The following is a 13,394-nucleotide window of genomic DNA, read 5'->3' as shown; positions in this document are numbered from 1 at the left end:
GCCCATGGACCAGCTCGACGCCATTACACCTTCGCCTGATCGCCTCACCAGCGCCGACCCCGCCGCCTGGCCGGTGGCGCCCGGCTGGCGGCCGACCACCGAGGCTTTTTTTGGCAGCGCGACCGGCCAGAAGCTGCTGGGCTTTTTGCAAAGCCGCCTGGTGGCCGGCGCGACGATTTTCCCGCCCCAGCCGCTGCGCGCGCTGGAGCTTACGCCGCCCGAAGAGGTGCGCGTGGTCATCCTGGGGCAAGACCCATATCACGGCTTGGGCCAGGCCGAGGGGCTGGCGTTTTCCGTCGCGCCCGGCGTGGCCTTGCCGCCGTCGCTGCGCAACATTTTTAAAGAGCTGCAACGCGACCTGGGCACGCCGCCGCCCGCCTTTCCGGTGCCCGGCGGCAGCCTGGTGAAGTGGGCGACGCACGGCGTGCTGCTGCTCAACACCTGCCTCACGGTCGAAGAAGCCCAGCCCGCCAGCCACGCCGGCAAAGGCTGGGAAGTCTTGACCGACACCTTGATCCGCCAGGTGGCCGACGGCGACCATCCAGTGGTTTTCATGTTGTGGGGCGCCCATGCCCAGAGCAAGCGGGCGCTGATCGACGCCAAGCGCCACAAGGTGCTGGTGGCCAATCACCCCTCGCCGCTGTCAGCCCTGAGGCCGCCGCTGCCCTTTATCGGCTGCGGGCATTTTTCGGAAGCGCGGGCCTGGCGCGATGCGCAGGGTAAAAGCTGATTTGCTACAAAGCCAGCACGCCATCACGGCACACTATTAAATATCGGCCGGTGCTTCCCGTGCAATGCCGCTGGTAGCCGGCATAGGCCTGCTCATAGCTTGCTACCAAAATGACCGCAGGTGCACTGCCCATCTGGGCTTGAACGTGTTTGAGTGCAGATTTGACAAGGTGCTCAGACCCCTTGCCCACCATCAGTTCAACCGCCTCGGCATCCAGCCGCGCCGCCGAAGCATCGCCAGGCAGCAAATCAGCCAGCATGAGATTCAAGGCTTGGGCAAAGTCACCGAGGGTGTCGACCATGGTGCCGTCGAGGTCGATGAGCACATGTGTCGATTAACACTGACCTTGCTCACGTCGTCAAGCAACAATGTTGAATGCCGTCGAAATCTGACCCGGTTAGAGCAGTAATTTCCATCGAAACCTGACCCACGTAGGCACTACTCTGCTTGTTTTAAAAGCAGAGGGAAATTAGGAGTGATAGACGTGGCGACATTGAATGTCATCAGGCGGTGGGCATTGAGAGATCAGTTGTCCATCCGCGAGATTGCAAGGCGTACAGGCCTGGCTCGCAACACAGTAAAGAAGTACCTTCGGTCCGATGAGGCTGAGCCCAGGTACGCAAGGCGGGTCAGCTCAAGCAAGCTCGATCCCTACGCTGAGAAGCTGGCCACCTGGCTGGGAATCGAGGCAACAAAATCGCGGAAACAGCGGCGCACTTTGAGGCAGATCCACACACTCAGCCCAAAAAGGAGAAGATCAAGAACTTATCCACACCGTGAGCACTCTCTGCTCACAAAGAGTGTGGGTCAAGATTTGATGGAAAGATCGGGTCAGGCTTCAGCGGAACTCAACAATATTGCGTATCAATGGCTTAACTATGTCAATGCACCTTCAAATGGTGCCTGCATGTTTCTCGGGAAGAAGGCTACGGAAGAAACCGCGAAACGCACACCAGTACAACTTGACACAGATGCTGTACCGGTGATCGCATTGGCAAACACCGACATCCAATCCGATCTACGCCTTGTGGCTCAGGACCTTGCCTTCAAGGTCACCGAGGAAAACCGTCTGGCCACTATCAGGAAGCATCCTTGGCTGGTTCGATGGCTAAAGGAATTTAGCGACAACGCTTCGAAGCAGTGTGGGGCCGGCGAATTTATGCCTGAAATGCTGCTCCTGCCTATCAGGGGAAGCATTCTCGCGGGGGGCAAGCAAACCCAGCATTGGATAGCCGCATCTGGATGTGACGTCCTTGATCAATGGTCACTGGTGATCACGAACGAGGACGAAACGGTTTCGTTCATCCGCCGGGACAGGCCGCCACAGAACTATGACTACTGGCCTATCAACATCTGGACAGTGGACATCGACGGCGATGGGACGCAAGAGTTTCTTGTCAAGGCACAACATTACGAAGGATCAAGGTATGTACTTCTTCGCTTAATCAACGATGAAAAGACGGGCTATCGCCTTACCGAAATCGCCGAAACCGCTTACGAAGGGCTATGACGCTGCGTCTCCTCGGTCAGACCGCCCATCAGGCAGCCTCTCCGCGCTTACCCACCGCCCGGTTCTTGATGGCCTCTTTCAGGCTGCCGAGCAGCCGCGTTTCATCCAGCGGCTTGTCGAGCCAGTCCGAAATCGCCAGCGCCTGGTTGCTGGCATGCTGGCGGGCTTCTGCCGCGGTGACCGACAGCACCAGCACCGGCAGCCAGGCGGTGCGCTGGTTGGCGCGCAGCTCGCGGATGAGCGACAGGCCGTTTTCATAGGGCAGCTTGATGTCCACCGTCATCGCCGCGTACGAATCCATCTTGAGGTAGTCGCGCGCCTGCTCTGCGGTGTGCGCCATGTCGGCGTCGTAGCCGCCCTTGTCCAGCATCATGCCGATGAGCTTGGCGACATCCGGGTCGTCTTCACACACCAGCACGCGTGGCCTGGCGATGAGGCCCATGGGCGCGGTGACGGGCGGGGCTTCCCGCCACTGCGGAAACTCAAAGAAGAACGTGGTGCCTTTGCCGTCTCCTGAGGTAAAGCCAATGCTGCCGTCCATGCGCTCAACAATGATTTTGGAGATGCTCAGGCCCAGGCCGGTGCCGCCTTTTTGGCGAGTGTCGGATGAGTCGGCTTGCGAGAACTTCTGGAAAATGCGCTTGCGGAATTCCTCAGGGATTCCGGGGCCTTTGTCGGAAATTTCAACCCGAACCCTGCCGGAATTTTTGCGGATCAGCACCTGCACAGTGCCTTGCGGTGGAGAGTATTTGATGGCGTTGGAGAGCAGGTTGGTCACCACCTGGATCAGCCGGTCGCTGTCGACGCAGACCTGAGCCCGGCCGGAAGTTTTTTGCAGCGCAAGCGTAACGCCATGCTGCTCGGCAAAGCCCTGGTTGTCGGCGATGGCCTGCTCCAGCAGGGGCTCGAGCTCTTGCGGCTGCAACTCGAACGTCATCTTGCCGGATTCGATCTTCTCGCTGTCGAGGATGTCGTTGATGAGGCGGATCAGGCGCTCGCAATTGTTCTTGGCAATGCCCACCAGGCTTTTTGCCCTTTCCGGCAGCTCGCCGGCCACGCCACCCCACACCAGCCCGAGCGAGCCGCGTATGGATGTCAGCGGTGTGCGCAGCTCATGGCTGACGGTCGAGACGAATTCACTTTTCATGCGGTCGATACGCTTGAGCTCAGTGACATCAGTGCCCAGTGAACTGAAGCCGATGACCATGCCGTGTTCGTCGCCGTCGCCGTAGCGCGGAAAGTAGTTCATGACGTACTCGCGGCGATCACCGGAGGCGGTGACTTGCGCGCGCTCGTAACGCACCGAATAGCCTGCCAGGGCCTCTTCAACATAGCCTTTGACCTGGGCGTACAACACAGGACCCAGAACCTCTTGCATGGTCTTGTTCTGGATTTGATCTCGCCCCAGCCCGAAAGCTTCCTCGTACGCACGGTTGTGAAACTGAAAGCGCTGGTCCCTGTCGACATAGGCAATCAGCGCGGGCACGGTGTCGGTCAGCTGGCGGAGTTGAGCTTCGCTGTCACGCAGGGCTTCGCTGATGCGGTTGCTTTCGGTGATGTCGTGGATGATGGCGGTAAAGAGCCGCTGGCCACTGACGTTGACGTCGCCGAAAGAAACATTGACCGGAAACTCGGCGCCGTCATGACGCAGGCCCAGGACTTTGACGTCCCACTCACGAAAGCCATGCTGGCGTGAAGGCAGCGTGGCAAAAAAAGCACTGAATCCCATGCGATAGCGCGCAGGCAGCAGCATGGTCACTTCCTTGCCGACCAGGTCCTCAAGGCGGTAACCAAAGAGGTGCCTGGCAGCGCTGTTCGCGTTGACGATGAGCCCCTCTGCGGTTGCGGTCACCAGCCCTTCAGCCATGCTCTCGGTCACGGCGCGGCTCATGGCCTCGCTGTCGGAAAGCCTTGCTTCGATCAGGCGGCGCTTGTCCTGCGCGCGAAAGATCCTCTGGATGGCCCAGGCAAAAACGCTGATGCACAGCAGGCCGCCCAGCAGTATCAGCTGCTTGACGGTCTGGGCGGTTTTGCGGGTTTCTTCCCTGGAGCCCTCTAGCGCCCTGAGCTCGCCGGACTTGATGCGGCCGGCCACGACTTCGATGTCTTCATGCAACTTTCGGTTCGCATCGCTGCTGACTATCTCGGCGGCGGCTTCAAGGCTCTGCTGCCGCGCAGCGACGGCCTGCTCCATGAACTCCAGCCTGCCGGTGATGGCTTCTGCCAGCGTGCGCCAGTCCGGGCTTGCACCCGGGCCCGCATGCGCATCCTGCATGCGCTGCAAAGTCTGCCGACTGACGGCAACGGCCTGCCAGTAAGCCTCAAGGTCACCCCGCGCAAACGTCAGCAGATAGCGCCGCTGCAGCGATTCCGTTGCCTTGAATTCCGAGACTGCCCGCTCAAGGAGAAGAACGGACTCGCCAGCGCGGGACTCTTTCTGCGCGACACTGATCAGCGAATTGATGGTGATGTAGGAAACCATGGTGCTCAGAACGATCAGGAGCATCCCGGCGCACAGCGCAATGTTAATGGTCGCGCGGGTTGGCAGCTTCATGGCAGTGGGGCCCAGATCTGATTCACCGGAGAAGCGGCCCATTTTTCACTGTGCCTGCGACTTACTGCGAACCCAGGACAGTGCGAACCGCCTGGAGCAGGGACTCCGTCTCGACGGGCTTGGTGACATAACCGTCGGCGCCGCTGGCCAGGCCCTTGAGCACGGCTTCACGGGTTGCCTTGGCGGTCAGCATGATGACCGGCACATCCTTGAGTTGCGGGTGCGAGCGGATTCGCAGCAGGATGTCAAAGCCGTCGGCGTCGGGCAGCATCACATCCAGCAGCACCAGGTCGGGAATCGGCGGCTTGCGGAACTCGGCCACGACTTCTGCGCGCGAGCCGGCGATGCGCACGTCAAAGCCTTCAAAGGTGAGGTAGTGGTGAAGGAATTTGGCAAGGTGCTCTTCGTCGTCCACGATGATGGCCGACAGGCGCTCGCCGGGCGCGCGCACGCGCGGCGTTCCGCGGGGGCGGGCAATGCGCACGTAGTAATTGGATTTTTTGAGCGTGGCCGCGCAGAAGTCGGCTTCCGCACCGGCCTCGGTGAGGGCCGTTGGAGAGAGCTGGAACTGCAGCGAACCGGCAAAAGGATCCGGTGGAACCGGCGCCACCAGCCCCTTGGCATGGAGCAGGTTCATGGTGTTTTCGAGCGAGGCGCCCGCAACGTCGCCCACGCTCTGGCGGATCTGGCCGATAGACAGGATGCCGTCGAGCCGCACCAGCAATTCGACCTCGGCGGGCGAAATGGTGGTGGCGGCGCTGCGCAGTTCCTGCTGGCCTTTGGAAGTGACGGCGTAGATATCGTTGCTGTGCACGGTGAGCTCCTCTCCTGGGTTCCTGGGTAGGGGGACGTGACATGCGCCTGTGGGGCGCCGTCCGATTTTAATGACTGGCCTTTTTTGTATTTCCGGCCGCTGTTGTCGTTCTTGTCGTTCTTGTCATTTTTACTTCTTTGCCCGGGCCGCCAGCGTAGGAAGACATCGGCAGATGCGCCGGCCGCCGCAAGAAGAAGATACACCAATCCCGCAAGCGGCGGCACTCATTGTGGGCCCTCGGCGCCGGGGTGAGGCAGGCCGGACCGCAGCGAGCCCACCAGCTCACCCAGCGAAGCCTCCATCCGCACCAGCAGGGCCTCTACGTCTTGGGGCGGCCTCTTCTCGTGCAGGGCCTGCTCGAGCGCTTCGGCGTCGGCCGGCAGGCGCAAGGCGCCGATTTGCGCGGACACCCCGCGCAGCGAATGGCTGAGCAGCTCCGCCGTCTTGAAGTCGCCGGCGCTCAGTGCTTCGCGGATGCGCACCGGTGCGTCGCTGCGGCCCTCCAGGAAACGCTGGAGCATGGAGAGGTAAAACGCCTTCATGCCCATGGCGCGGGTCAGCCCCACCGCCATGTCGAGGCCGTCCACGTGTTCAGGCAAGTTCACATCGGCAGAGCCCGCCTGGGCCGCGGCGAGCCTGGCGGCAGCGGTCTGCGGGGGCACAGCGGCCACGGCGTGCGGCGCAACCAGATCTGCGGGCACGGCCGCCCCGCTGGTGGCGTGCACTGCAAACACCGTGATGGGCTCGGCAAAGCCCTTGACCACGATGGGGTCGCGGGCATCGAGCCGGATGTCGTCTTTCACCAGCTCATAGGTGTCCCGCGACACCAAAATGCCGCCGGGCTCCGCGGCCTGCTCCAGCCGGGCGGCCAGGTTCACTTCGCGCCCGATGATGGTGTAGTCCATGCGCAGGTTGCTGCCGAAGTTGCCCACATCGCACAACCCTGAATTGATGCCGATGCGGATTTCAAAAGCGCGTGGGATCGCCATTTCCTTCCAGCGCTGGCGCAGCTCGCCCATGCGCTTTTGCATGGCCACGGCCATCCTGACGCATTGCACCGCGTCCTGGCGCGGGCCCAGCGTGTGCGGGTCGCCGAAGAAGATGACGATGGCGTCGCCGATGAATTTGTCCAGGGTGGCGCCGTATTCGGCCGCAATCAGCGACATCTCCTCGAAGTAACTGTTGAGCAAAAAGGTAACCTCTTCGGGTTGCCACTCGGCCGTCGATACGGTGAAGTTCTTGATGTCTGAGAAAAACACCGTCAGGCGCTTGCGCTGGGTCTGGATCTCGGCCCGGCGGGAGCCGTCAAACAGCGACTGGTATACCTGTGGCGCCAGGTAGCGCGACAGCTGCTCGGACAGGGACTTGAGCCGCTTGGCATTGGCGCTGCGCTCCAGGTGAAGCCGCACACGCGCCAGCAGCACCGGCGGGCTGATGGGCTTGGTGATGTAGTCGGTCGCGCCGAGGTCAAGCCCACGCTGCTCTTCTTCCACGCTGGCAAGCGCCGTGAGAAAAATGACGGGGATATCGGCCGTGCGCGCATCATTGGCAAGCCGGCCCATCACTTCGTAGCCGTCCATCCCGGGCATGACCACGTCCAGCAGGATGATCTCGGGTCGCTTGTCGGCCAGCACCGCCTGCAGGCAGTCCTCGCCGGAGGAGGCGGCAATCACCTCATAGCGGTCCTGAAGCAGCGTCGCCAGGAAGTAGCGGATGTCCTCGGTGTCGTCGACCACCAGGACGCGGGATCGCCGCAAGGGTTGCGGCCCCTCTGCCGGTTGCCTCACAGGTTCAGTCATGACTCGGCTCTTTCATGAATGCCGGAGGCCACTTCCGGCTATCGGCTACAGGCTATCAGCGTGCTGAAGGCCTGATGCGGGTTTGCATCAGGCGTGCCGGCTCATTTCACCAGTTCTGCACGCATGGCGTCAATGACCGCCTTGTAATCGGGCTTGCCGAAGATGGCGCTGCCTGCTACGAAAGTATCAGCGCCGGCCGCGGCGACCCGTGCGATGTTGTCCGTCTTGATGCCGCCGTCGACTTCGAGGCGGATGTCTTTGCCCGACGCGTCGATGCGTTTTCTCGCCCCTTCGATCTTGCGCAGCGCCGACTCGATAAAACTTTGGCCGCCGAAGCCCGGGTTGACGCTCATGATCAAAATCAGGTCGAGGTCTTCGATCACCCAATCGAGCACATCGAGCGGCGTGGCCGGGTTGAACACCAGCCCGGCCTTGCAGCCCTTGGCCTTGATCGCCTGCACGCTGCGGTGCACATGGCCCGAAGCCTCGGGGTGAAAGCTGATGAGGTCGGCGCCGGCGTCGGCAAAGGCGGCGGCCAGTGCATCGACGGGCTGCACCATCAGGTGCACATCAACCGGCACGGGCGTGCCGTCGGCCTTTTTGGCGTGCGGCTTGAGCGCCTGGCAGATCATGGGCCCGAAGGTCAGGTTGGGCACATAGTGGTTGTCCATCACATCGAAGTGGATCCAGTCGGCGCCGCCGGCGATGACGGCCTTGAGCTCGTCGCCCAGGCGGGCGAAATCGGCGGACAGGATGGAGGGGGCGATGCGGTAGGTAGGGGGCTGGTTTTTTCGCATGACGGGATTGTCGCAGCAAGCCGGCCGGCCCGCCGCAGCGGCCTGTTTCGCCCGGCCAACAGCCTGGTGAGGCGGTTAACATGGCTCTTAAACGCCACCATGCCCAAATACCAATTCACCTGCGAAGTCACGCCCCAGTACCTGCCCGAACAATCGGCGCCGGAAGAGCATATCTATGGGTTTTCCTATACCGTCACGATCACCAACACCGGCGAGGTGGCGGCCCAGCTGATCTCACGCCACTGGATCATCAGCGACGCCAACGGCCACAACGAAGAGGTCAAGGGCCTGGGCGTTGTGGGCCACCAGCCGGTGCTCAAACCGGGCGAGTCGTTCCAGTACAGCAGCGGCTCACGCCTGCGCACGCCCAGCGGCACCATGCACGGCAGCTATTTTTGCGTGGCCGAAGACGGCGAACGCTTTGAAACGCCCATCCCCATGTTTGTGCTGGAAGCACACAGCGGCGGCCCCAATGGCGGTGCGCCGGCCGGCCGTGTACTGCACTGACCGCATGGCGCCGACTCACCGATGAAAGACCTGGCCTCACTCCTCAAGGCGCTGAACCCGGATGCGCCTATCGCCGAGCGCCACGTCTGGCTGATCAAGCTTTTTGAATGGATACGCGGCGACGAAACCTCCGTGCCGGCCGCCGTGGCACGCGTGCAGGCGCTGATGGATGCCGTCGAGCGCCAACCCGAACTGCAGGCGCGCCTTCAGGCCTGGTGGCAAACATTGATCCAGACGGTGGACATCACCACGCTGCTGGCGGATTTCGGCTTTGCACCGCGCACGGCTTTTGTCAGCGAACTGGCCGAGCGTCTTCGCCGCAAGCTGCTGCCCGGCACGCCCGAGACCGTCGACGCCTCGGAGCTCTTCCCGCTGGTGGCGCCCACCCGTTTTGACGCGCAGTGGCTGGGTGCGCTGGAAGAGCCGCAAGTAGCCCGGCTGACCTTGCTGCTCTCGGCCAGCCCGAAGCTGGATGCGATGCACTGGCATTACAGCCTGGTGGACGCACTGACTTACTGCACGGCGCAAATCCGCGCGACGGGTTTTGCCCCCGAGCTGCGCCTGCGCATGAACCGCGCCACGCCGCACGCGCGCGCCTTTCACGCGCTGCCGTCCGACATTGACGAACTCCGCAATGCGTTCTTCAAACCCGACCGGGACGAGGCGCAGCTGCAGGCCGCGATTGCGCAGTACCGCGAGCGCCTTGACGCCTGCCGCCAGGCCGTCAACAGCATCTACACCCACCTGGAAGACAACGGCATCTCGGTGGGCATGGTGTTTCGCCTGCGCCAGCTGCGTGAGCGCATCCTGCGCGTGCGTGAGCTGCTCGACAGCCTGCTCTCGCCCAAGCCCGCCATGGCCGCCGTCAAGCTGCTGGGACGCCGCGTCATCACGGCGCAGGAAGGCAAAAGCATAGGCGCGCTGATCAGCGCGAACTCCACGCTGCTGTCGGCCAAGGTGGCCGAGCGCAGCGCCGAAACCGGCGAGACCTACATCACCCGCACGCGCGGTGAATACAAGCAAATGCTGGGCAAGGCCATGGGCGGCGGCGCCATCACGGCCTTCACCACCCTGCTCAAATTCATGATCGTGGCCGTGGGCCTGTCGGCCTTCTGGAGCGGCTTCTGGTCCGCCCTCATGTATTCGGCCAGCTTCATCCTGATCCAGCTGCTGCACTTCACGCTGGCCACCAAGCAGCCGGCCATGACGGCGCCGGCGATGGCGGCCAAACTCAAGGACCTCGGCTCGGGCGATGCCGCCGGCACCATTGAAGCGTTTGTCGATGAGGTGACGCACCTCGTGCGTTCGCAAGTGGCGGCGGTGTTCGGCAACGTCTTTATGGTCGTGCCCGCCGTGCTGCTGGTCAACACGCTGATCATGCTGCTGCTGGGCCACCCGATGATCAGCAGCGCCGAGGCCCACCATGTGCTGGGCACGCTGACCCTGTTAGGCCCCACCTTGATGTGGGCGGGTTTTACCGGCGGCATTCTGTTTGCGGCCGCGATGATCGCCGGCTGGACGGAAAACTGGTTTGTGCTGCACCGCCTGGACTCGGCCATGCGCCACAACCCGCGCATCACCGCCGTGCTGGGCGCCGAGCGCGCGGCGCGCTGGTCCACCTTCATGCGCGACAACATCTCGGGTTTTGCCTCCAACATCGCGCTGGGTTTCATGCTGGGCTTGATCCCCGCCTTCACCGGCTTCTTCGGCGTCGAACTCGAAGCGCGCCACGTGACGCTCTCGACCGGTCAACTGGCCGCCGCCGGCGCCTCCCTGGGCCTGGAGGCGTTCAGGCACCTTGCGATCTGGTGGTGCATCGCAGCGATTCCACTGATTGGCGCGTTGAATTTAAGCGTGAGTTTTTACCTCGCGTTCCGCCTGGCCTTGCAGGCGCACAACGTGAGCAATGTGGACCGGGCGCGCATTCGTTCGGCGATCTGGGCACGCTGGCGCAGTCACCCACGCAGCTTCTTCCTGATCTAACCCCTGTCCAAGCTCACTGCGTGTCGCTTGTTCTCCCCTTCCAGGGGACGGCGCCTGGGGCCGGCAAAGCCGGACCCTCGGCCCCACTGGTAAATAACCCCCTGCTGATCAGTCAGGGGCGGCATTTCCGATGTTGTCCTACAGGGGCGTTTGCTTCGGCCCGGTAAATTAATGCAACAAGTTTCTTTTCACGCAAACCCACCGGGCATCATGCCGTAACGGCTGGCCAAACAACGCGCAACATATCCGCCACAGCGGGCATGTCTGCACAAGTCTGATGAGAGTGGAGACACATCCCGTATGAATGAAATCCTGGCCATCTGGGCCGAATGGATCAAACCATCGGCAGGACTGCCTACGGTGCAGTGGTCCATCTTGCTGGCGGTGGCTGCGGCTGCCGGCCATCTTCTCAATCGCTACACCGGCATGCCCAAGGTGGTCGGCTACTCGCTGGTTGGCGGCTTCGCGGGCCTGGCGGGTTTTACCGGCGCCGTCTGGCCGCTGCAGGGCACCGGGCTCTTTTTGCTGGAGCTCGGCGTTGCGGTTGTGCTGTTTGAAGCGGGCGGGCGTATTCCACTGCGCTGGTTCCGCCACAACCCGATGGTGCTGGTGCAAAGCCTGGCCGAATCGGCGCTGACCTTCATCTTCGTTTACTGGGCCCTGAGCGCGATGAGCGTGCGCGAGGCCGTGGCCGAGCCGCTGGCATTGCTGGCCATGGCCGCATCTCCGGCGGTGCTGTCGCGCGTGGCCATCGACACACGCGCGGCCGGCCCCGTCACCGAACGCGCGCTGGTGCTGTCCACGCTGAGCACCCTGTACGCCCTCACGCTCTGCAGCGCCCGCGCCGGCATGCTGCACCGCCCCGATTCGGGCGTGACCAGTGTGATGGGTACGCTTTACCCGGTGCTGGTGGTGCTGGGCCTGTCGGTCGTGGTGGGCGCGGTGCTGGCCCTCACGCTGCGTATCGCGCTGCGCGTGATGAGCCCCACCAGTGAAAACACCGCCATCCTGCTGCTGGCCCTGATTGCCGCAGGCGCCGCGCTGGCGGCCCACTTCGGCGGCTCGGCGCCGCTGGCTGCGCTGCTGGGCGGCATGCTGCTCAAGCAGCTCAACCCGCGCCCGTGGTCGTGGCCGCGGCAAATGGGCACGGCCTCGTCCATGCTGACCATGCTGATGTTTGTGCTGGTCTCGGTGGTGGCGGCGCAGGCCGACTGGAGCGGGCCGGTGACCAGTCTCGTGCTGGTGCTGGTGGTTGCCCGCGTGGCGGCCAAGATCACCGGCGTGGCCATCGGCAACGTCGGCAGCGGCGCGAGCTGGAAGCAGGCCCTGTGGGTAGGCTGCGCGATGTCGCCGATGTCGTCGGTCGCCTTGCTGCTGGTGTCGCAGTTTGTGGCGGCCTCGGGCGCCCTGGGCCGCCAGATTGCCGGCGTGGCATTACCCGCCATCCTGCTGATGGAAGTGCTGGGCGCGGTGCTGGCCACCGTGGCCATCTACCGCGCCGGCGAGAGTTCCAAACCCTGGGCGCCGCTGACGCGCGGCCCTTCATCCGGACCTGTCCATGAGCCTTGAACCGTTTCAGAAATCCGCCGCGCTCTCGCTGGGCGTGGAGCTTGAGCTGCAGCTCGTGAACACGCACGACTACGACCTGGCGCCCTACGCCGAAGACATGCTGCGGCTGATGTCCAAAATCCCGCTGCCCGGCGCCGTGGTGCCCGAGATGACGTCCAGCATGATCGAGGTGTCCACAGGCGTGTGCCACAACGCCTCGGAAGTGCTGGGCCAGCTCTCGCAGATCCGCGACGCGCTGGTTAAAAGCGCCGACAAGCTCAACATCGCCGTGGTCGGCGGCGGCACCCACCCCTTCCAGCAATGGCATGAGCGCCGCATTTACGACAAGCCGCGCTTTCGCGAGCTGTCCGAGCTGTATGGCTACCTCTCCAAGCAGTTCACGATTTTCGGCCAGCACGTGCATGTGGGCTGCCCCGACGCCGACAGCGCACTGCTCACGCTGCACCGCATGTCGCGCTACATCCCGCACTTCATTGCGCTGTCGGCTTCGTCTCCGTATGTGCAGGGGCAAGACACGGCTTTCGACTCGGCGCGGCTCAACTCGGTGTTTGCGTTTCCGCTCTCGGGCCGCGCGCCGTTTGCACTGACCTGGGACGACTTCACCGTTTACTTCGACAAGATGACGCGCACCGGCGTGGTCAAGAGCATGAAGGATTTTTACTGGGACATCCGGCCCAAGCCGGAGTTCGGCACCATCGAAATCCGCGTGTTCGACACGCCGCTGACGGTGGAGCGCGCCACCGCGCTGGCCGGCTTTGTGCAGTCGCTGGCCTCCTGGTTCATGCACGAGCAGCCCTTCATGCCCGCGGAAGACGATTACCTGGTCTACACCTACAACCGCTTCCAGGCCTGCCGCTTCGGGCTGGACGCGGTGTACGTGGACCCAGCCACCGGCGGCCACATGCCGCTGCGTGAGCACATCCTGCAGACCATGTCGCAGATCGAGCGCCATGCCACCGCCATGGGCGCGGGCGCGTCGCTGCACCTGCTGCGCACCAGCGTCGAGCGCGCCGACAATGACGCGCGCTGGCTGCGCGAAAAGCAGGGTGAAGAGCACCTGCTGGCCGAAGTCATACGCCAGGCGGCCGACCGTTTCCGCGGCGGCGTCACGCACCAGCAGCAGCGCTGAGG

10 protein-coding genes and 1 pseudogene are annotated in these 13,394 nt (G+C 63.2%); 6 read left to right on the top strand and 5 right to left on the bottom strand.

All coding sequences use genetic code 11. The annotated features are described in order from the left end of the window. The first annotated feature begins 4 nt into the window (after positions 1–4). Positions 5–730, top strand: a complete 726-nt coding sequence (locus DT070_RS08505) for a uracil-DNA glycosylase (RefSeq protein WP_122955001.1) — start codon at positions 5–7, stop codon at positions 728–730. Between the two features lie 4 nt (positions 731–734). On the opposite strand, the gene DT070_RS21765 is transcribed toward DT070_RS08505, so the two are convergent. Beyond that, positions 735–1,055: a hypothetical protein gene (locus tag DT070_RS21765; protein WP_369973933.1), complete on the bottom strand. Its 321-nt coding sequence runs from the start codon at positions 1,053–1,055 to the stop codon at positions 735–737. Positions 1,056–1,205: 150 nt separating this feature from the next. On the opposite strand from DT070_RS21765, the pseudogene DT070_RS08495 reads away from it, so the two are divergent. Further along, positions 1,206–1,463: pseudogene (locus DT070_RS08495) on the top strand (IS21 family transposase); the annotation flags it as partial. Between the two features lie 805 nt (positions 1,464–2,268). On the opposite strand, the gene DT070_RS08490 reads toward DT070_RS08495, so the two are convergent. The 4 genes from DT070_RS08490 to rpe all read right to left on the bottom strand — a co-directional run bounded on the left by DT070_RS08490 (position 2,269) and on the right by rpe (position 8,204). Then, positions 2,269–4,794, bottom strand: a complete 2,526-nt coding sequence (locus tag DT070_RS08490) for a PAS domain S-box protein (protein WP_122957325.1) — start codon at positions 4,792–4,794, stop codon at positions 2,269–2,271. 61 nt (positions 4,795–4,855) lie between these two features. Continuing rightward, positions 4,856–5,608 (bottom strand): response regulator transcription factor, encoded by a 753-nt coding sequence (locus DT070_RS08485; RefSeq protein ID WP_122955000.1) that lies wholly within the window; start codon positions 5,606–5,608, stop codon positions 4,856–4,858. Between the two features lie 224 nt (positions 5,609–5,832). Beyond that, positions 5,833–7,407: an adenylate/guanylate cyclase domain-containing protein gene (locus DT070_RS08480; RefSeq protein WP_122954999.1), complete on the bottom strand. Its 1,575-nt coding sequence runs from the start codon at positions 7,405–7,407 to the stop codon at positions 5,833–5,835. 101 nt (positions 7,408–7,508) lie between these two features. Further along, the gene (gene rpe, locus DT070_RS08475; protein WP_122954998.1) at positions 7,509–8,204 is read right to left on the bottom strand and encodes a ribulose-phosphate 3-epimerase; all 696 of its coding nucleotides are present in this window, start codon (positions 8,202–8,204) and stop codon (positions 7,509–7,511) included. A 99-nt stretch (positions 8,205–8,303) separates the two neighbouring features. Between rpe and apaG the strand changes: the two genes are divergently transcribed. The 4 genes from apaG to DT070_RS08455 all read left to right on the top strand — a co-directional run bounded on the left by apaG (position 8,304) and on the right by DT070_RS08455 (position 13,392). Next, complete coding sequence (apaG, locus tag DT070_RS08470) at positions 8,304–8,711, top strand: Co2+/Mg2+ efflux protein ApaG (protein WP_122954997.1); 408 nt, start codon at positions 8,304–8,306, stop codon at positions 8,709–8,711. 21 nt (positions 8,712–8,732) lie between these two features. Further along, on the top strand, positions 8,733–10,694 hold the full coding sequence (locus tag DT070_RS08465) for a site-specific recombinase (RefSeq protein ID WP_122954996.1): 1,962 nt from the start codon (positions 8,733–8,735) through the stop codon (positions 10,692–10,694). Positions 10,695–10,994: 300 nt separating this feature from the next. Continuing rightward, on the top strand, positions 10,995–12,263 hold the full coding sequence (locus DT070_RS08460) for a cation:proton antiporter (protein WP_122954995.1): 1,269 nt from the start codon (positions 10,995–10,997) through the stop codon (positions 12,261–12,263). Continuing rightward, positions 12,253–13,392: a YbdK family carboxylate-amine ligase gene (locus DT070_RS08455; RefSeq protein ID WP_122954994.1), complete on the top strand. Its 1,140-nt coding sequence runs from the start codon at positions 12,253–12,255 to the stop codon at positions 13,390–13,392. Before DT070_RS08460 ends, DT070_RS08455 begins: the two co-directional genes overlap by 11 nt. Positions 13,393–13,394 lie beyond the last annotated feature (2 nt).

Origin of the sequence: Polaromonas sp. SP1 (assembly GCF_003711205.1) — a bacterium.
Taxonomy (GTDB): Bacteria; Pseudomonadota; Gammaproteobacteria; order Burkholderiales; family Burkholderiaceae_C; genus Polaromonas.
The sequence above is the reverse complement of the archived record's forward strand: the minus strand, read 5'-3'. Positions and strand labels throughout refer to the sequence as shown.

Bases quoted from the DNA above. Each gene is read 5' to 3' on its own strand.
- DT070_RS08505 (WP_122955001.1), top strand. From the start codon at position 5: ATGGACCAGCTCGACGCCATTACACCTTCGCCTGATCGCCTCACCAGC.
- DT070_RS08490 (WP_122957325.1), bottom strand. From the start codon at position 4,794: ATGAAGCTGCCAACCCGCGCGACCATTAACATTGCGCTGTGCGCCGGG.
- DT070_RS08480 (WP_122954999.1), bottom strand. From the start codon at position 7,407: ATGACTGAACCTGTGAGGCAACCGGCAGAGGGGCCGCAACCCTTGCGG.
- rpe (WP_122954998.1), bottom strand. From the start codon at position 8,204: ATGCGAAAAAACCAGCCCCCTACCTACCGCATCGCCCCCTCCATCCTG.
- apaG (WP_122954997.1), top strand. From the start codon at position 8,304: ATGCCCAAATACCAATTCACCTGCGAAGTCACGCCCCAGTACCTGCCC.
- DT070_RS08465 (WP_122954996.1), top strand. From the start codon at position 8,733: ATGAAAGACCTGGCCTCACTCCTCAAGGCGCTGAACCCGGATGCGCCT.
- DT070_RS08460 (WP_122954995.1), top strand. From the start codon at position 10,995: ATGAATGAAATCCTGGCCATCTGGGCCGAATGGATCAAACCATCGGCA.
- DT070_RS08455 (WP_122954994.1), top strand. From the start codon at position 12,253: ATGAGCCTTGAACCGTTTCAGAAATCCGCCGCGCTCTCGCTGGGCGTG.